Raw genomic sequence first — 19,137 nt, forward strand, 5'->3', positions numbered from 1 at the left:
ATTTGAAGTCGCCTACCCATTCCGAGATGATGTCGCCCACCGTTCCGGGATGATGTCGCCCGGGTGACAAGGCCTCTTCTGGCTCCCTTAGGGTCCCCCTTTCGGCTTTGCGAAGGGGGACCTTGGATGCCGACGGAGAGGCTTGCGATGCGCCGCGTGCGCGATGTGATCAGGATGAAGGCGGCTGGGCTGCCGAGCCGCGAGATTGCTCGGCGGATGGGCGCGGCGCCCTCGACAGTGCGGCTGACCATCCGGCGGTTCGAGGCCGCAGGCCTGAGCTGGCCGTTGCCCGACGAACTCACGGACGCGGCCCCTGGAGGCCCGCCTGTTCGCCAAGACCGGCCACGGTAACCGGCAGGGTCATCGCCGCATCGCCGAGCCCGACTGGGCGGCGGTGCACCGCGAGCTCAAGCGCAAGCACATGACGCTGTCGATCCTATGGGAGGAGTACATCGGCGCCGAGCCCGGCGGATACCGGTACTCGCGCTTCTGCGAGCTTTACCGCGCCTGGGAGGGACGCCTGTCGGTGACGATGCGCCAGGCGACGCGGCCGGCGACAAGCTGTTCGTCGACTACGCGGGCGACGGCGTGCCGGTGGTGGTCGACCGCCTCACCGGCGAGCGGAGGACAGCGCAGATCTTCGTCACCGTGCTCGGCGCCTCGAGCTTCACCTACGCGCAGGCGACGTGGACGCAGGGGCTCGCCGACTGGATCAGCGCCCATGTTGGCGCCTTCGCGGCGATCGGCGGCGTCCCGGCGCTCTTGGTGCCTGACAATACCAAAGTCGCAGTCATCAAGGCGAGCCTCTACGACCCGCAGATCAATCGCACCTATGCGGAGATGGCCGCGCATTACGGCACGGCCGTCCTGCCGGCGCGGCCGCGCAAGCCGTGCGACAAGGCCAAGGTCGAGCAGGCTGTCCTCATCATCGAGCTGGCTGCTCGGCCGCCTGCGCCACCGCGTCTTCTACAGCCTCACCGAGGTCAACGCCAGCGATCGGCGAGTTGCTCACTAGGCTCAATGAGGAGCGGCCGATCCGACGGCTCGGCGTGACGCGCCGCCGGCTGCTCGAGGAGGTCGACCGGCCGGCGCTCAAGCCGTTGCCGGCAAGCAGATACGTCCTCGCGGAGTGGCGGATCCGCCGCGTCAGCCTCGACTACCACGTCGAGGTGGAGAAGCATTATTACAGCGTTCCGCATCGCTTCGCGCGTGCCGAGGTCGAGGTGCGGTTCACCGCCCGCACCGTCGAGATCTTCCACAAGGGCGAGCGGATTGCCGCGCATCAGCGCATGAGTGGCAATCACAAGCACACCACCGTGCCGAAGCACATGGCCTCCAGCCATCGGCGCTACGCCGGCTCGACCCATCGGGCCTATCCGCCAGGACGCCGCCGCGCCTCGTCCACAATGCCCATCGGCTCGACCTCACCGGCGAGAGCCTGCGCCGAACTCGGCAATCCGCCCGAAAGACCTGAGCCCGTAACGCTGTGGACATGCCGCTTCGCTCGGACAACGCCAGGCGTTGCCCACATGCCCACAGCAACCGCAACAGAAGCAGAAGAAGTTCAAGCCGCGATTCCAGGTTGACCACGCGGCTCGCCAAATGCCAGAGAAGCTACCGCCAGAACGCCTCGTCACCGGGCGAGATCAAATCGGAAAGGTGGGCGACATCGTGCTCGGAATCCCCGAGCGACTTCACATCGGTACACCCGGGCGACTTCGTCGGAATCCGCATCCTTCGCTTCACAAATGGCTTTACATAGGTCGGCGGGATCAACCGAACCTCGTGGCCAAGCTGAGCACGCTGGCTGGCCGGTGATGCGCTCCACCACATGCCTCCAGCGCGACAGTGCAGCACGGCTGAGCCGTAAAAAGTCGAACACCTTCCGTGGCTGATCCGTTTGACGAACAACGCGCCACCCCTCTGTCCATCCCGTGAAAAACATGCTTGCCAATATCCACACCGATCGTGGTAACCATTGACATGGATGCTGCGAGTTTGGCGAACGCCGCATAGTTGCCTGCGAGCTTGTCATATTGGGTCGCGACACGCAGGCCCACGCGCCTTGCTGGCGGGCAAGCTCCCTGACCCAATCTGCATTCGTATCCGCTATCCGCGAGTAACGACGTTTGTGGAAGCAAGGCGCTGAGGCGAACCGAACACAGCCGATTGTCATAGCCTCACCGGGCATGAATACGACCAAGACCTGATGCGGACATTATGACCCCAAAAGTCGACCACTGGTCGTATATCGTGGCATTGGGAGCGCTTCGCGATCGGCTTCCCTACGCCCAACTACCCCCCTAAGACGGAGCCGCGGTTGGACATCTGGGCTCGGCGCACTCACTGAGTTCGTGGCGACCGCAACGCCGTAAGTATATGGTACTATACTTGTAGTCGAGGAACCTTCCTCTACGCGGACTCTCCTATGTCGCTCATCGGCCGCACCCGATCCGTGTCTCAACAGTTTTCCATATTGTTACACCAAGCGTTGAAGGCATCGGTTGGCGGTTGCAGATCGATACTGAGCCAAACCCGGTCTTTGCTGCATCAAGCATCGCGCTGTCTCGCGCGTCGCATATCAGTCACCCGGAACAGCGTTATTGTTAAGTTCTACGAGGCCAGAATTCAGATCCTTCGGTTCGTGCGTGCTTCAGCGCGTCCCGGCCTGCAGCGGCGTGTGGGTGTGGGGACTACGATTACCATCTGGACGGCATTGATCCTATACTTAGATTTTAGCTTGTGGCTTCGCGACCAACCGCTTGTGGTTGCCGCTTGCGTATCCTTCCTTCTGGCATTGATCACATTCTGCCATGTTGCAAGATGGACGTACGACGCCGCCGTCGCTTGGCGCGCCGTAGATTACCCCTGGGTGGGTGCGGCAGTAGGTACGATCGTCATTACTACCGCCAATCTTCAACTCGCGGCACAGCGTAGCGAGATCAGCGCCCTTCGCAGCGACATCCAGGTCTCGGGCAGCGCCCTGGTCCGATCAATCGACCAGCTGCACAGCTTTTGTAACAAGATAGAGACAGTGATACAGGGCAAGCAAAACGGGACCCCGAGCTCAGACACCACCATTCTCTTTCAGAGGCGTAAGGATTACGGTTCGGCCTTCGGATGCCAGAACATTCCGCTGCTTAGGGATGATATCAAAGATCAGATTTCCTTACCAAACTGGCCAATGCGTCGTCCGTGGATTCATGGCTATCTAGGTCTCATTTGTGATGGAACGCTGCAAATTCAGGGCGTACCTAAGACCGATTACGATCGAGTCCTCGTGGCTAAGATGCAAGATTTGACCACGAGTTCTCGTGACGAGATTTGCACGTCTGCCTACTCGCTCGATCACGTTGGACAACAATTCTTAGATTCCGACAAGCGGCTCGCTTCCCTAACGAGCAATCCACTAGTCGGCCGTATTGCATCCTCGCACGGTCTCTTTTGGTGGTACATGGCACTCGCTTATGCTGCCGGTCTTAGGCTGGGCAAAGTCCACGCGGAAATCTTGCAGGAACGGCGACGGCGAAAGCAGGAGCAGCGACGGCGAACGCCGATGGCGTCGTAGCGGACGTTGACTGCGAGGGAGCAAATTCCGTTCTCACATCAGTTAGGATAAATTCTTCTGTCAATGAAGATGCCCGCGCTATTGATGGCGTGGGAGATGGTGGCGCCACCTCCATGATTACGATGCCAATTCGGAGTCGCGAATGATGAAACCGAAGGCGAGACCGACCGTCTGGATTTGGCCCTGTGCCGCAAACTTTGGGCGCTATCGGTGCATAGCGGTCGCTGGCAAGCCCTCCAAACGGCTGATGTATGTTCGCAGCTAAAGGAATTCGTACGAGTTGAAAGTCGCGGCTGCGTAAGGACTTCGCCTGGTGACGCTCATGTTCTCGAACGAGTAGCCCCGCCGCAGCTGAAAAGAGAGCAGCCCGTGCCAAGGGCGGGCAGGATGCCGCCATAAAGGGAGCCGGCGCCGACTGCATTCTCGATATCACGGGTTATCAGGAGCCGGCGCGGCGCGCCGAGTTCCTCCTGTCCGGAAGAAGATCTTTGACCATCAGGAATCTCTCAATCTGTCGCAAACGCGACAATTACCTAGAAATTTCGTAGCATTCTTCGTCGACGTACCTGGCCCAATTCATGCAGCTGGGTGACGCAGTTCAACCTGCCATCGGGAGCACCGTACGCCTTGAGCCTTTTCACTGAGACCGGATTGACTTCCGGCGCCTTCTCGATGCGATCCTTCTCCGTATCTGTCATCTTGACGCGAGTAGAGTCCATCAGATGCCGCGAAGCGAGCCCTCCCCCAATGGGCGCTTCGCTATGGCGATCGCTGGCTGCGTCGCGCAGGATGGCCCACGGCTAGAACAAGACACGCGTGTCTACCGCGAGTTCGGTCCGCAATTGCAAAAAACGAAGGGGGCAAGCCTCCGACGTAACCCAACGAAACCCCGGCTATAGACTTCGTCGCTGGCCAGCTGGCGATTGCAGTGTTCTGCCTATGCGCCCGGATACAACACGGTGAGGAGAGTTGGCGTCCATGATGGTTGAGACGGTTACGGGGCCGATCCCGGTTGAGCGCCTCGGACGCACGCTGATGCATGAGCATCTGTTCATCGCCTTTCCCGGTGCGTGGTTTGATCCACTCGCCAGCTACAGCCGTGCGGAATTGATCGCGGAAGCCGTCCGGCGGCTGGTGCAACTGCGTACTGAACACAAGGTGCGCACCTTCGTGGACCCCTGTCCAATCGAGCTCGGCCGCGACGTCACCCTAATGCAAGAGGTATCTGAAAAAGCCGGCATGCAGATCATCTGCACGACCGGGTTCTACTACGAGGAGCGGGGGCTGCCGTTCTACTGGCGCGCCCGCACCGAAGAGGAAATCGCGGAGCTCTATATCCGCGAGATCACCCACGGGATCGGCGAGACGGGCGTGAAGGCAGGCGCCCTCAAGGTCTCGACCGGCGCGCCGGTTGTTACCCATCAGGAGATGAAATTCCTCGCCGCAGCCTGTATCGCACAGAGGGCGACTGGAGTGCCGGTCATTACTCACACGACAGATGGCTGCGCCGGGCCCGAACAGCAGCAGCTGTTCGCAGCCGCCGGCGTTGCCGCGCATCGATGCCTTATCGGCCATTGCTGTTGCAACGCCGACCATCTTTACCACCGCCGGATCGTGGACGGGGGCTCCTACATCGGGTTCGACCAGATCGGGGCGCACCACTTCCAGCCTGACGACGTTCGCGCCGATAATGTGGCGAAGCTGGTGCGCGATGGTTTCCGCGCGCAGGTCATGATGAGCATGGATCGTCTCTGCGGCCACCTGGGCAAGCCGTCGGCACGCAAGCTAAGCTTCGAGGAGATCGCCAGGATCGAAGAGCTGAAGTCACGAGGCCTTTGGCAAGAGCACACCTACATGTTCAACGACTTTATCCCGATGCTGCGAGCCCGCGACATCAGCGAAGAGGATATCGTCTCGATCCTCGAGGACAATCCGCGACGATTCTTTGCCGGAGAGGTTCTGCCGGCAAGGTCCGCAAACTAGAACGGGCGCCACTCTGGATCAGGCAAGAGGGCACACCTGTTTTGCCCGACACTTTGGCCGGGATTGCTGCAGTGGGCCGGAGAATGCGTGGCGTGACGTGGTTTCTGTACCGATCATCCGGTTGGTGAGGTGATCCGTGCCCGGCAAAACAGACCGCCCGGGCCAGGGCTCGCCACTTACCTTCTTCCGGGGGCGAGGAGCGAAAAGACGATTGGCCTCATTGATCCTGACCCATGAGTGATAATGGCCTCCAGCAGCAGGAATCCGTCGCAAGGCGTGGTCCGCCATGGCAACGAGGTAGTAGCAGCCGTTGAGGACTGCCGGACAGAAATGCTGGCGTCGAAGCAGATTGACCAGGAGGACAGAAAACTGCAGGCGTGGCAGAGCTCTCGCCTCACCGGCAGAAGCTGCTGCACGAGATCGCCCGGAAGCCATGAAGGCCGCACCACAGGCTGGCCAACGAAGTCACGGCCAGTGGCAGCTCTTTAATCGCAGTTCAGCCCGCCCGGGTTTGACAGATGCGGGTATGCCTTGAACAGCAGATCAGTCCAGGCCGGTTCTGGACGGATTGGCAACCATGAGCCCACACCAGATCGCGCATTCACCCCCCTTCGATACCGGTGTCTGGTGCAGCGCTTCACAGTTCGTCGCGCACTTGCAAGCACGCCAAGTAATCACATCACTCGATGCCCCCTGAGGATGCCTATGGATCCGAAAGTCAACCCGATCGACGTGGATTTCATTCCCGCTCGAAGCCGTGCGGACTACCACCGGCGCTCTCTGCTCGCACTATGGCGCAGGGCAATCCAGCATCCTGGCGTGCGCCATCAGTTCCCGGCCGAGGCCGCACAACCGACCCTGGCCAACATCCAGTTGGCCTGGGGAAGGGTGGCTGTGAGGAACGTTTACGATCACCGTGAGCATCTGCATTCGTCTGTTTCCCCGGACACCGGACGATCATGCCATGGCTCTGATATCGTCCGTTTCGCAGAAGGGACAGCGAGGAGGCCGGAGACTCTCATCGGAACTTACGAAGAGATGCTGTACAATGCGTGCTTCAATGGAAAGGCGTACTGTCTTTCAGGCATCACACCCGATGACAGGGTACTCGTATTCGGGGGCAGCGAGACCTCTGACATGGAGCATTGCAACCTTCACGCTCTCTCGCGAACGGCGTGCACGATCATATCGGTCAGGGACTACAGGAGAGGGCGAGAGAATGCTGAAATGATGCGGGAGCTGCGCGCAACTGCGATCCTTGGATCTCTGGACGCGCTTGCTCCACTTCTGTCCTGGCTGGAACTTGGCGGCCAGACTTACGCCGGCATCAGGCACATCGTCAGAGGCCGCGAGCCCCTGTCGGCGCAGCTTCGATCGAGACTCGTGCGACTATTCGGGGAAGACTTGTCCTTCCACTCGGTATTCCAGACGCCTGACCATGGTGCGCTGGGTTTCCAATGCTCCTCATGCGGCCCTGGCGAGTACCACCTTCATGAAGGCCTCATCTACGCTGAGCTCGATGCAAGGAACGGCGAGAGTGCGACGGAACTCATTATTTCGAACCTTCACCGCTCCCGCATGCCAGTCGTCCGGCTCAGGACCGGCGATTACGCCGAGTGGACCGATCCCGAAGGATGCTGTCGGTGCGGACTCACCTCCAGAAAAATACGAATTCTAAAAAAAGCAACTGACGACGCGCGATAACGTGGTCCATGCGCTCCCTGATCAGCAAACCAGAGAAACGCCGCCTTGATGGCAGCATCGATCCTGGCCAGGCGCGGCCCGCAATCGTCAACATCGAATTTATCCAACCATGAGGGCCGCCCGGACGAATTTGTTCATCACCGTAAGCACGTCTCGGCAGGCAAGCAGCCAGCAACAATCTCGTCAATCAGCGCATTTGTACAGACCTGACGGCAATACCCTTGGGTCACCAGCAAACTGTGCTCGTGGCGCTCCTGGCTGTAGGTGGCGCAGGCATCCGGCACGAGCGTCACGAGGTAGCCGAGGTCGCACGCGTCACGCACCGCAGATTCCACGCACTCGTCGGTCACCACGCCGGCCAGAACCAGCTGCCTGACGCCAAGATTGCGCAGCAGGTAATCGATATTGGTGGAGACAAAGACGCCCGAAGAGGACTTCGCCAGTACGATTTCGTCATCACGAGGTGCAATCTCGTCAATGACCTTGCCATCCCATGAGCCTTTCGGGACGTTGAAGCCAACGATCTTGTAGTTCAAACTGCGATCGCGACCATCTTTTGTGAGATTCTCGATTCTCGTATAAATTACCTCTATCCCCGCCACACGGAACGCCGCCTGCAAGCGCTGCATGTTGGGTATGGCAACGCTTTTCAAGCGATCAAAATAATAGCCGAACCTGCCGGCGATCCCGGCGTCCGGCACATCCTTGAACTCTCCGCCGTCACGTCGAATGCAAAAGTTCTGCACGTCAATGAACAACAGCGCCGATTCCTTCGGATTGAGCGGCACCTCGCGCGTCATCCGGGGTTCAGTTGTTGACATCCTTTGTTCCCACAGCGATCAACCCAATCCGCCAAGCCCCGATCTGCGCCGCCGCTCGGAGGATCAATTCGGACGCGACAAGCGGTGCGCTACTCATCATGTTCGGAGGGGCTTCAAATGACCGGATTTGCGAGTTCTCACATGCGAGGCCCGCAACCGGCTGGCCCCTTACCACCTAGCCCTTGCGGGCGGCGGGAATCGGCCCGATTCGAGTTCGTGCCGGGCTTTACCACATCCGATATACTGGCGAACGTCACGATGCCAGCATCAGCCCAGCTTCCTCCTGACGAACAACACGGCTCCTCAACTCTTCGCCAGTCAGCCAGATCAACCAATCATCATCAACAATGTCCTCTTCGACCAGCCGCAGCACCGAACCGGCTCTCTCGTGATGAGCATAGCCGTACTGCGACACAACGCCTTTATCGATCAACCACTGCGCTACCAGTCCACACACGAAGTCAGGACCCCACATGGCAAAGGACACGCCAAATGCTATTCCCGCCATGATTCCGGGCATGCCGGCGCCCCTGAAGTCCCTGCGCACCCAACCATCTCCGTGATACGCAACCTTCCCGGACATCTTTTTCGCACTTGGTGCCCTGCAGGTGCACGCGTCCTCAGGATGCGCATGTCTGGCAGGGTCGGCGTAAAACGCTTTCAGGGATTCAAGATGCTCTGCAAAGTTGCTGCGCGAAAGGTCATAAAGCCGAACAGCCTGCAGGACTGCAACATTGTTGCTCCTGTCCATGCCAACCATCCAGAATCCCTCGCCTGATCCGATTGGTGAGCGGTCCGGCCGGAAATTCGGATATGTAGGCCCCTTCGTTGCAGTCGCCCGCGTGATCGAGACATACTCGTGAAAGTCCGTTCCCAACGTAAGCCTGATGCCCTTCTGGGCGGCAGCCGCCTCATAGCCTTGAATGAAACGTGAGACATGCAGCAGGTCAACTACGCTCGTCATTGCTGCACTTTCTCCTGACGATGCGCAGGCTCCGATTGCTACCGCAATATTGCGGATCCAGACACTACCTACTGCGGTAGGGAAGATCTGCTCCGGGATGAAGTCTTCACCGGGCGGAGACGATATCCTGTCGCGCATCGGCGCGATCAGCGCGCCGTGGAATCAGAGGCTTTGCCAGTAGGACGGAGAAGGCGATATTCGACGTGTTTGACTCCATGGCTTTTGCTCTTCTTTAGCTTGCCAGCATGAAGAGCTCGATGAGTCCGGGCCGCCTGCCGATCGGTCACAGCTCGCCGCGAGAAAGGCACCAGCGCACGCTTTGGTGATAGCGCACAGACCCGATCCTCGCCGGGCCCGCGGCAGTCCCCAGTGCGCAGGCGAGCGCTGCGCTCCGGCAAGGGCGCCGGGATACCGACAACCCGGATTTTTTCGATCGACGCCGGATCATCGACCACCATGCCGTGCCTCGTTCCATCTCCTTCAACGCAGCAAGGAACCCTGTCAGGGCAAGCACCGATTCTCTACCGCGCTCAGGATCTGGCAGGTCTTGCCAACCTTCTGTTGAGCCTGCAGTCCGTTTTCTTTTGCCAGCCCGCCGGTTAGCAGCGTCAACGGCAGGTGCTGAAGTTCAACGATGACAATTTCGGCTTCAAGACTGTCCTGCAGGGAGCCCGGCAGAATCTTCTGTCTCCAGTCGCGCAGCGGTCTCGTGCGCCGTTGGTTTCAGATCACCGAGCTCCTTCGCCAGGAGGATCGCTCTACCCGACAGATCGTCAACGATTGACCAGTCGAGATGGGCTACCCAGGCTTGGGTAGTCGACCCGACTGATAGCAGTCAAGAGCATGGTGTGACGCTTCTGGCTGGAGGCCGTAGAGTTTTCTCAATCCTGTCTGCCAACACCTGACGGGATGGCGAAGTAAGGCGAACTTGATGAGGAGAAGCGCGAGGTTGTCCGAGACGCGCTACGTTGGCGAGGTCGGCTTGGATGCAGGCCCGCGCTTCTACAAGTCCCTTGAGGAACAGAAGCATGTTTTTCGTACGATCCTCGAGCGCTGCGCGGATGCAGGAGAAGAGATACTCACCGTCGTCCACAGCGTGAGGAGCGCGCCGACAGTACTGGACACGATCGAGAAACATCTGCCCAACCGTCGTTCTTCACTGGTTCACTGGCAGTAAGCGCGATATGCAGCGCGCGGTCGCCCCGGGGGATGCTATTTTTCTGTCAACGCCGAGATGACCCGCTCGGACCGGGGTCGCATCCTGGTCACCGAGATGCCCTTGGATCGCATCCTCACCGAAACGGGCGGCCCTTTCACTCAAATGCAAGGAAGGCCGGCAGAGCCAGCAGAGGCTCGACTGACGGTCGCATCTATCGACGGTGTCAGAAAGATGGCAACCAGCACGGTCTCGGATACCGTTCGCAAGAACCTGCAGGCGCTTCTGAAGGCCTAAGCTCCGCTCTCACTCCGGTTCTTTCGGTGGTGCATGACTTGGACTGCGCTTCGGATGGCGATCGAGCGCGCGCAGTCGGTCGGCGAATTTCTGCAATCCTGCCCGACCGCCCGGGTCGGCGACATATTCGTCCCAGGAGGGTAAACTCCTCGTGAGATTCGACGCTGCCTCGCGCGTTGCCGCCTCGATGAATTCCGGTGCTTCGTCGAACAAACCGACGAGAAACTCGTCCGGCGGCAACACGCGAACGCCGAGCTTGGCGAGCTCTTTTACATCGAAATCGACAAGGTTGTTTGTGATCAGCACGCATGGCGCGACGGCAACGGCCGCGCCAGCGACGTGGCGGTCTTTGGGGTCGGTATCTCCGATGGTCTGGTCGGCGTCGAAATCGCGAACGATCACTTCCAGAAAGTGCTTGCGAATGAGAGGCAGCGTTCGCTGCGAAACCCGGTGTCTCGTCCGATCCTCCAGATTACGAAGCCACTCATCTTCGATGAGATCCGTCCACCTGGCCTCGAACGCGTCATTCAGCGCAAGCTGACGCAGGAGTTTGCGAAGCGCGTTCGAATACAGAACGTTTGCATCAAGGAGTGCGGTTACCGGTCTCGGCATAGTTCGCCTCGAGATCTTCGGTATCGGCAGCTAGTTCGGCCGCAGCCTTCCGTCGCTGCTCCTCATGCTGCTTGAGGCGCGCAACATCCGCGACACGGATCCGTCTATGGGTACCCACCTGCCGAAACGGCAGTTTTCCCACATCCATGCGCCTGTACACGAGGGGACGAGAGATCCCCAGTATCTCAGCTGCCATCTCGGGAGAAACCTCATTTTCCGCCTTGAAGACCAAGGTTTCGCCCGGCTGCGCAATGGCATCGAGAAAATCGTGCACTGCCCGCAGAAGCGACAATGGCATTTCGATCAGGATCGGCTGTCCGGAGGGATCGGTAAGAAACAGGCCCCCGCGCGCCACAAGCTCGCTAAGCAGGCCGGCCCCCTTCCTTGCCTCCTCCCGATCACGATCCTCAATTTCGAACCTGGTGACCGCGTCAGTCATGGTCCAAACCTCCACTCCTGTAATAACTGTAAGGTTTGTCAGGCATGGCGATAACCTAATAATTTACGCGAATTGCAAAGCGAAACGGTCGCAATCAGGGCGATCGCCGTCGAGGGACGCCACCGTCGTCCGTCAGGATTGCGCAAGCGCCCCGGCGGCGGCTTGACCCGGATTTCCGCGAGCCTGACGGAGTGCGCCGCCGGCGCTCACGGCCGGCGATCCGGCCTCCCTTGCAGCGGAGGGCAAAGCCATGAGGACCCCGGCGGATATCCCGTCTCCGACGTTCACGAGCCCCGTCCGCGAGTTTACACGCGCTGGCACCTACGTCCCGCCCTGGCGCTTCGACTTGATGTGGCTGGCCGCGATGCGGTTGATCGCCTGCCCCACCGGCCCCGTCGGCGTCGACTGCTGGATGAAGGACGCGACGGCCGCCTTGTCCGCGACCTGAAGCCTGTGACGATTTCCGAACTTCCGCTCCTCCAGCACGCCCGTCCTGATCAGCTCGTCCAGAAGGTCGTGGCCCACGAGCGAGGCCTTGGCGGCCTGGTTGCGGATGTCGTCGTAGTTTCGGTCCCTGAAGCGCATCTGCCCGATGTGGAACGGCTTGAGCGTGTAGTGGCAGGCGTCCTCGATGTGCGATCTGTCGATCGGAATTCGTCCGACCTGGTTCTTGTGCTGGCGGAAAGTCGCCTGCGCAGCCTCCGACAGCGTGCAGTTCTCCACCACCACGTCTCCCAGATGGCGGTTGCTCGAGGTTGCTCCGAATTCTCCTTCGAACACGCAGTTGTCGAAGCGGGTCGCCGCATCGAAGGTGCAATGCTCGAGGTGGACATCCTTGAAACGGGAGTTGGTGATGCTGATGCCTCTGAGGTCCAGCCTGGAGATAAGACCTGAAAAGAAGGCGTCCCTGACGTATCTGCCGGAAGGATCGCCGAAATATACGCATATCTCTCTGGTGATCTGGCCCGCGGCCAGACTGGTGTCCCGCAGCACCCGGAACAGGATCTGGACGAGACCGGCCCGTTCGGGCTGGACGTCGCGGCCGGTGATCCCGACGTATCTCTCGCGCTGTTTCGAAAGCGCAAGCAATATCTCTTCGGATGACATCCGCCATCTCAAAAGAAGCGAGATGAAGTCCACGAGGCGGGTCTGCTCCACAGCGCACTTCCTGAACACGTCGTCGTCGCCGATCGCGACGGGTGCGCCGCCGATCGATTCGACGGCCAGGCGGGCGCGTAGATAATCCTGCACCTCGGGATATTCGAACCGGCAATTGTAGGGCGTTTCGTTGCCCACGATCCGCAGAAAGCCGTGTTTGCGCAGGAATTCAACGTGTTCCTTGCGGTTGGGATAGTCGGGCTGTTCGGAGAGGAGCTCGTGGATCGAATCCACCTGATCGATTGAGAAAAACTCGTCGCAGAGAGCAGCCAGCGTGCTGAAGAACCTGATCTGCCCCTCGGAAGACATCGAGATTCCGATCCGTTGCTGCTCGCGGCGGCAGAACTGCCACAGCACGTGTCCAAGCGGATCGGCTTCCGGCGGAGCTCCCATGGAGTCAAAGGCCGAACGGGACATGACAGCGTCGCTGATCGCCTCTGCCGCGAACTGAACCACCCAGGGAAGAAAGGACAGGTTGTGAAGCTCGTCGCCCTGCCCGCGGGTGGGCGCCCGACGGATACTTGCGATTTTTTGCAGGAGGGAGATGGTCTTGTCCTTGCTGGACCTGGTCTCCGGCTGGTGGAAACGTTTCGAGAGATATTCGTCGCGCTGATCCTCGGAAAATGGACTGAGGCGGAATGCCGTCACCTGGGACTGCAATCGGACGTCGACGTTGTCGTGCCAGAAGCTTTCCCGGCAGGTGAGAAGAATTCGACTGCCTTCGACACCCTCCAGCGCCGTGATGAGACCTGCGATCGTATCATCGGCGTTGAAGTCCGCGGGTCTGGTCGCACAAAGCTCGTCAAAGCCGTCGAGAATGGGACAGATCGCTCCATAGCGAAGACATCGTTGAATGCGTTCGATCGACGGCTGAAAGCCGGATTGCTTGTAGATGGCGTGGCCGACCAGATCCGCCAGGTTGTCGGAGGCATCGCGAAACTCATGGTTGATCCATGCGAAGCGGTCGATCAGCAGCGGGTACGGCGGTTCGGTCGTACGGAGCGTTCTCGGATCTTCGGGCTTGTTCTGCAGGAAGTCATTGAACAGTTCCCTCGCAAGAGCCGTCTTGCCCGTGCCGGCGGGCGCCAGCAGGACGCCGACCCGGCTCGGTGCGGCATTGCCCCCGATTCCACCCCGCATCCAGCGGAGCAGCGTGAAGATCGCACCCCCTTTGGGCGTCTCCCCGGACGCCGTCGTAATCGTCGGCGGGACGTAGAAATTGATCGGAGAAGGGTCGCCCGGCTTCTGGCCTCTGAAGATCGATTGACGCAGCCTCGCCCCGACTGTCATCACGCGGGCTTCCGGGAAGGTTGACTGCACCCTGGAAATGAGCGCGAACGCGGGAGTGCTGTCTTCGAAAAGGACGAGATGAGGGGCCGCCGATCCGAGGGAGATGAGCTTCTGCCTGGCCTGCGCGACGTGCTCTTCCGCGAACTGCGAGTGAAGGATGAGCGTGCGGACCGACTGGCTGTGAGAGACGTAGGAATCATCTTCGCCCAGCCAGAGCTCGCATCGCACGAGGTGCGGAGGCTTCTGTATGGATTGGACATTCGTAATCCCGATGTCCATCAGGATACCGGGAGCGTCGAGGGGCTGGGTCATGACAGCTTCAATGGTGAAATGGCCGAGACAACCGCGTCTCGCGTGGCCACAGGGTGGATCTTGCGCTGCTTCTCGGTCGATTCGATCCGGAGGACAGCAAGCGCAGCCGACTTGCAGGCCCATTCCGCGACAGGAGGCTGTGAGAGGATTTCTTCCCACGGCGCGCGCCGGGATGAGGCGGACAGACCCGTGGCGGCTCTGACCGCGTCGCAGGCGCTCAGGAGAAATTCGGAAGGCCTGTCGAAGTCGTGGTGAACGATCGCATTCCGAAGGGCGTTCAGGAGGAAAACGGTCGAGAACTCTGACTCGAAATCGGCGATCAGCTTGTGGGTTCGCTCGGGACACACGATCAAAAGCAGCGCCTGCAGCTTTTCGCCGATGTTCATCTCGCGCACGTCCTGATATCTTTTCTTCTCTTCCTTGCCGAGGCCGGTCAGCGAGACGTGTGCTTCGGCGACCAGCCGCCAGCGCTGCTTCGAGAGCCGCGGGCGGGACGAAGGACCTTCCGCGAACTTCACCATGTGGGGAAGGCCGCGCAAGGCGAAGAGTTCGTGAAGATAGGCGTCCAGCGCCGTCCTCGCCATGATGAGGGCCGTGTGCACCTCCGCGGTCCGCGCAAGCGTCCTGGAGCGGGCACGGACCGCGGCCTGCGCCGCAGCCGACAGCAATGTCGGCCAGACACGGGTCGCCCGCCTCGCATAACCGGTTGCCGCGTGAGCTCCGTTGGATTTGGTCATCTACCGATCCGAGGCGTTGTCATGCGCATGACATGATCGCGAAAGTTATCGTTCGTGCAAGGTGCACCTGACAGTTGTCGACCTAGTGCTTTCCCTGGGTTTGCAGGGCAGCCGCCCGTCCCCGGAACTTTCCGGCCTGCTCTTCTGATCGATGACCCCGCACACCCGGCTTCATCAGGAGATGGTGGCGTTCATGAAGATTGACCGAGGTTCGAAGCCAGGTGGAGGCGAGCCGGCGGAGCAGACCGCCGTGAGGCAGTCGAAGACCCGTGATGCCGTGAGGTGACGGTCTTCGCATTGGCCCGCAAGACCTGCCCGCTCGTTCACGGTCTCGATCCATGCGTCGCGTCCGGTGCCGATGGTTCAAGAGGCTCGATCACGCCACACAGAATGGCTCGCCGGACCAGAAGGGCCCGCCTGTGCGGGGATCGATGTACGAGTCCCGCCTTCGACCTCACCTAGTCTAGAGCGCGCATCGAGGGGATCGATGTGTTGCGGGTTCTTGCCGCCCGTCGCATTTCGAGCGAAGATCCGTGAATGCCACAACATCCGTTCTTCCGGAATTGAGCGTTCAAGCCACACTATCTCCGGCATGATGATGATCATCGGCCGGTCGCGCGATCAAGGGTGCCTCGACAGGTCTGAGGTTTCTGTAATGGCGCTGCACCCTAGCAAGGAAGTCGCTCCAGCCGTTTTCCTTGTGCCGCAGGACCCGGGGGCAATCCTTTCCGGACCAGTCGTGGTGCTGGTAGACGCCGCTCGGGACGTGAATCCCCAGTCGGTACGACAGCCAGGCTGTCAACAAGGCGGCCCGGTCATAGCAGGCGTCGACGTTGCCGATATCAGCATTCATGCAGATCTCGATTCCGATGCTGGTCGCGTTACCTTCCCTGGTCGCCGTGTGCCAGGCCACTTCGTTCGTCGGCAGGCTTTGATAGACGAACCTGTCGTCTACCGTGAAATGCCAGGAGACCTTGCGCATCTGCGCATCCGGCCCCTTCATGTAGCGGGCATGCGCCGCTGCGTTTGCACCGGGAGAATCGTTGTCGGTGTTGTGGATGGTGATCGACGTCGCGGCCATTTGCGTGCCCGGGCGATTGCTGTTGCCGACCGGCACGTAGTCCTGGACGATGTTAAGCTTGAGCTGCGCCGTATCGAGGTTCATGGTTTCTCCCGTCTGCGAGGTGATGTGCGCGGCCTCCCCTGCAGGGTGGTCCGCCAGCAATTCCCAGATCTGGTCCGGCGCCGTATCGGCGCACCAGAAGCTGCACGATCGCAATCCTTCGTTTGCGACGAGTTCGAGAAATTTCGACGTTGCCGAAAGGCAGGTGGCGACATCGGGGAAACGGACGTCCTCCGTCATCGTGATGTTGCCGGTCGGCTTGTAGCGGGTTGCGAAATCGGCGGCGGCAATCATCGTCTTGTAGTCGCGAATGGATTTGCGCAGGCGCGTTCCGGGATCCGCAGTGGTGTAATACACCTGAGGACAAACGTCCTCGATGCGATCCAGGAACGGTGCGAAAGGCATGTCGGCATGCAAGGACGGCTGGTCGTGGCTGGAGAAGGCGATGCCGCGCCCCGAGGATTCGAGCCCCTGCCTGAGCGGATCGAGATAGGCGACGGCCTCGGCTTCGGTCCCGCGAAATCTCGGGCTTTGGCGCGTCCGCTCGGCGTCCACCACTATTCCCGCGAGGTCTGCTTCGTCCGTCCAGCCCAGCACGTTCGATGCTTCGCGAACGGCGGCACTGCGGTCAGCACAGAACGGAACGTGCCATCCCCACAGCTGCAGGCCGCGTCTCGACAGTTCACCCGAAAGTGCGGCCAGTTTTGCATGCCGCAGGTTGCCGTCCCGGTCTGCGCCCCGACCGATGCGGATCCAGACCCCGGCGAAATGCGCAAGGGCACATCTCTCCGCAAATTCCGCTGGCTCGGCGCCCCGCAGAACCTGCGCCAGGCTGGTGATGAAGAGGTTGCGTCCTTCGGTGCGCTTCATGGTGGCCCGTCGCCGGCTGCGCCGTCACCGGACAAGATTGGGCCATTTCGCCGGATCGGCGCACCAGGGAGTCGCCTGGGACGGCGCGCACCGAAATTGCTCTACTATCCACGGCGCGCTCGCCAGTGTCGCAAAGGGAGTCGTCCTGCCGGCGCCGCCCGTATCCTGACGCATGATGATCGCAGGGGAGAAGCGCCAGCGTGATCTCTTGCTCCCGAACGGTGGATCTCATGACCATTCATTCGTCGGCAGTGGCGGTCCTCTCATCTTTGCTGGCAATCGGCGTGGCGCTGCCCAGCCGGGCGGATCCCGAAGTGAAGCCGCTCTCCGGGCCGTGGGAAAACGGCCAGTTCAGTTTTTCCTCGCATAGGGACAAGACGCGCAGGTCGCTCAGCGGAATCGCCTGCCCGGCTGCCGGATCGCGCTGCCTCGTGGTCTTCGACGAGGGCACGACGGCCCATTACGTCACGATCTCGGGCGATGGATATTCGATCGACAATGCGTTCGTGGAGCTGCTGCCTTCCTCGCCAGGCAAGGAGCTCGATGCGGAAGGTGCGACGACGGACGGGAAGTACTTTTTCATCACCGGCTCTCACTCGGTGAAACGCAATTCTTGCGATGACAATCCGGACAGTCGATACGTCATCAGATTCGCGCTCGATCCCGCGTCCGGAAAGGCACGCATGGATGGCCCGTCCGGGCTTTCAGGGTACAAGGCAACCGGTGCGCTGTGGGAGATGATGGCTCGACATCCCCTGCTCAAGGACAGTGTCGGCGAGCGAAAATGCCTCGGTACCGAATCTCCACGCGATCGATCCGATCTGACGGGAAAGCGGGGCGTCAACATCGAAGGAATCGCAGCGCGGGATGGACAGCTGCACTTCGGATTCAGGGGCCCGGCGAAGGATGGCCACGCACCAATCTTCACCGCCGGCTCTCAGGACCTGTTCGAAAGCTCCGGTCCTGACGGGAGGGTGACGATGCTGCGGGTCGGAAAGGGACGCGGCATCAGGGATCTGGCGCCTGTAAAGGACGGGATTCTCGTGCTCGCGGGCCCCGACGATGACAAGAGAAACGCACAGGCCGGCTGGGTCGTCGGCCTGTGGGACGCAGTACCGGCAGCCCGGGTGGAGCTGAAGGAGCCCACCTACCTGGCGCTGAAGGGAGTGAAACTGCGGGATTGCGACAAGGAGCTGAAGCCGGAAGCCCTGGCCGTCATTGGCGACAGACCGGATGCGTTCGATATCGTCGTCCTGTCAGACGGCATGTGCGACGGGGGCCCGCTCAGGTTTACCATTCCCCGCAAACGCTAATAGAATGCGTCTCGCGCGACGCGTTTCGGCTGCTCGCCGGTCGCCCGCCAGGACCCGGAACAGCATCCTTCCGGCAAAGCCGTTCCGCAGATCTCTGATCCGAACGGCCGGTGCTCGCCGCCAGGATCAACGGCCTTTTTCAGGAGGTCGGATCTCGGTGCGGCCGAACAGGTCGCTGGCAGGCATGGCAGTTCAGGTCAGGCCGGGCGAAAACGGCGCGCCGGCCAATCCGGCGTTCGAAACGGGGCGTCGCGATCAACGTATGGGCCTCAAACCGGCTCGAGGGGCCCGGCGGAATCTGCTGCGAAGACTGCAAGCTTGCCGGGGACCGCGATGAGGCCGAAAAACCCTGGATGCTTCGGCGCGGCCGGCGCAGATCGCCGTCAGCACGGTCTGCACTTTCAATCGCATCGACGCGGATTGCGATTGGCTCAGGAACCCCAACGCCGCCTCGACGGCATCGGAATTCTCGTCGGTCACCGCCAGGCTCGTGCTCGAACGCCCGCAACTGCGGCGACGGCACGACCGCCTCGCCGGAGGGCGCGGGTCTCGAATACGCAATGTCCCTTGAGCTCTAGTCTAGAAACGACGCGGCACGTTGGGCAGCCGGGGAGCATCGAAACCGGGCGTCTTCGGAGCGTTCAGACCATCCGGGGGACGAACGGCGTTCGTACCCTCGCCGCCAGTGCCCTTCCTGGAACCAATGCCGCCTGAATCGTTCGCACCAGAGCCACGAATTCCGTTGCACGCGGCGGGATTTCGGTCGCAGATACCGCTCAGATCGGGTATC

Annotated in this window: 11 protein-coding genes and 2 pseudogenes; 6 read left to right on the forward strand and 7 right to left on the reverse strand. The window is 60.8% G+C overall.

Features of this window, described 5'->3' with window-relative positions:
* Positions 1–147: 147 nt before the first annotated feature.
* From istA to QA635_RS33775, 4 genes and pseudogenes are all read left to right on the forward strand, one after another.
* A pseudogene (istA, locus tag QA635_RS33760) lies at positions 148–1,364 on the forward strand (IS21 family transposase); the annotation flags it as partial.
* A 1,376-nt stretch (positions 1,365–2,740) separates the two neighbouring features.
* The gene (locus tag QA635_RS33765; protein ID WP_283064018.1) at positions 2,741–3,568 is read left to right on the forward strand and encodes a hypothetical protein; all 828 of its coding nucleotides are present in this window, start codon (positions 2,741–2,743) and stop codon (positions 3,566–3,568) included.
* A 978-nt stretch (positions 3,569–4,546) separates the two neighbouring features.
* On the forward strand, positions 4,547–5,551 hold the full coding sequence (locus QA635_RS33770) for a phosphotriesterase family protein (protein WP_283064019.1): 1,005 nt from the start codon (positions 4,547–4,549) through the stop codon (positions 5,549–5,551).
* 705 nt (positions 5,552–6,256) lie between these two features.
* Entirely contained in the window at positions 6,257–7,255 is a 999-nt protein-coding gene (locus QA635_RS33775) for a phenylacetate--CoA ligase family protein (protein ID WP_283064020.1), read from the forward strand.
* Between the two features lie 137 nt (positions 7,256–7,392).
* Here the strand turns inward: QA635_RS33775 and QA635_RS33780 are convergent, their stop codons facing one another.
* Positions 7,393–8,076 (reverse strand): cysteine hydrolase family protein, encoded by a 684-nt coding sequence (locus QA635_RS33780; protein WP_283064021.1) that lies wholly within the window; start codon positions 8,074–8,076, stop codon positions 7,393–7,395.
* A gap of 253 nt (positions 8,077–8,329) precedes the next feature.
* Positions 8,330–9,178, reverse strand: a complete 849-nt coding sequence (locus QA635_RS33785; protein ID WP_283064022.1) for a hypothetical protein — start codon at positions 9,176–9,178, stop codon at positions 8,330–8,332.
* Positions 9,179–10,022: 844 nt separating this feature from the next.
* Between QA635_RS33785 and QA635_RS33790 the strand changes: the two are divergent.
* A pseudogene (locus QA635_RS33790) lies at positions 10,023–10,493 on the forward strand (TatD family hydrolase).
* A 9-nt stretch (positions 10,494–10,502) separates the two neighbouring features.
* Here QA635_RS33790 and QA635_RS33795 read toward each other — a convergent pair.
* From QA635_RS33795 to QA635_RS33815, 5 genes are all read right to left on the reverse strand, one after another.
* Complete coding sequence (locus QA635_RS33795; RefSeq protein ID WP_283064023.1) at positions 10,503–11,105, reverse strand: VapC50 family PIN domain-containing toxin; 603 nt, start codon at positions 11,103–11,105, stop codon at positions 10,503–10,505.
* Positions 11,077–11,544, reverse strand: coding sequence for a helix-turn-helix domain-containing protein (locus tag QA635_RS33800; protein ID WP_283064024.1), 468 nt, complete (start codon positions 11,542–11,544; stop codon positions 11,077–11,079). Before QA635_RS33800 ends, QA635_RS33795 begins: the two co-directional genes overlap by 29 nt.
* A 321-nt stretch (positions 11,545–11,865) precedes the next feature.
* Complete coding sequence (locus tag QA635_RS33805) at positions 11,866–14,304, reverse strand: NACHT domain-containing protein (RefSeq protein WP_283064025.1); 2,439 nt, start codon at positions 14,302–14,304, stop codon at positions 11,866–11,868.
* The gene (locus QA635_RS33810) at positions 14,301–15,041 is read right to left on the reverse strand and encodes a hypothetical protein (protein ID WP_283064026.1); all 741 of its coding nucleotides are present in this window, start codon (positions 15,039–15,041) and stop codon (positions 14,301–14,303) included. The genes QA635_RS33805 and QA635_RS33810 overlap by 4 nt, the downstream gene beginning before the upstream one ends.
* A 571-nt stretch (positions 15,042–15,612) precedes the next feature.
* Entirely contained in the window at positions 15,613–17,034 is a 1,422-nt protein-coding gene (locus QA635_RS33815; protein ID WP_283064027.1) for a peptidoglycan recognition protein family protein, read from the reverse strand.
* A 230-nt stretch (positions 17,035–17,264) separates the two neighbouring features.
* Here QA635_RS33815 and QA635_RS33820 point away from each other — a divergent pair, with 230 nt between their 5' ends.
* Positions 17,265–18,347 carry a DUF3616 domain-containing protein gene (locus QA635_RS33820; protein ID WP_283064028.1) on the forward strand — a complete coding sequence of 361 codons (1,083 nt, stop codon included), beginning with the start codon at positions 17,265–17,267 and terminating at the stop codon, positions 18,345–18,347.
* The last annotated feature ends 790 nt before the right edge of the window (positions 18,348–19,137 follow it).

Source organism: Bradyrhizobium brasilense (genome assembly GCF_029714345.1).
In the GTDB taxonomy this organism is placed as follows: Bacteria; Pseudomonadota; Alphaproteobacteria; order Rhizobiales; family Xanthobacteraceae; genus Bradyrhizobium; species Bradyrhizobium australafricanum.

What these genes read in the sequence shown, in the direction of transcription:
- QA635_RS33770 (WP_283064019.1), top strand. Translation starts at nt 4,547, where the DNA reads ATGATGGTTGAGACGGTTACGGGGCCGATCCCGGTTGAGCGCCTCGGA.
- QA635_RS33775 (WP_283064020.1), top strand. Translation starts at nt 6,257, where the DNA reads ATGGATCCGAAAGTCAACCCGATCGACGTGGATTTCATTCCCGCTCGA.
- QA635_RS33780 (WP_283064021.1), bottom strand. Translation starts at nt 8,076, where the DNA reads ATGTCAACAACTGAACCCCGGATGACGCGCGAGGTGCCGCTCAATCCG.
- QA635_RS33785 (WP_283064022.1), bottom strand. Translation starts at nt 9,178, where the DNA reads ATGCGCGACAGGATATCGTCTCCGCCCGGTGAAGACTTCATCCCGGAG.
- QA635_RS33795 (WP_283064023.1), bottom strand. Translation starts at nt 11,105, where the DNA reads ATGCCGAGACCGGTAACCGCACTCCTTGATGCAAACGTTCTGTATTCG.
- QA635_RS33800 (WP_283064024.1), bottom strand. Translation starts at nt 11,544, where the DNA reads ATGACTGACGCGGTCACCAGGTTCGAAATTGAGGATCGTGATCGGGAG.
- QA635_RS33805 (WP_283064025.1), bottom strand. Translation starts at nt 14,304, where the DNA reads ATGACCCAGCCCCTCGACGCTCCCGGTATCCTGATGGACATCGGGATT.
- QA635_RS33810 (WP_283064026.1), bottom strand. Translation starts at nt 15,041, where the DNA reads ATGACCAAATCCAACGGAGCTCACGCGGCAACCGGTTATGCGAGGCGG.
- QA635_RS33815 (WP_283064027.1), bottom strand. Translation starts at nt 17,034, where the DNA reads ATGAAGCGCACCGAAGGACGCAACCTCTTCATCACCAGCCTGGCGCAG.
- QA635_RS33820 (WP_283064028.1), top strand. Translation starts at nt 17,265, where the DNA reads ATGACCATTCATTCGTCGGCAGTGGCGGTCCTCTCATCTTTGCTGGCA.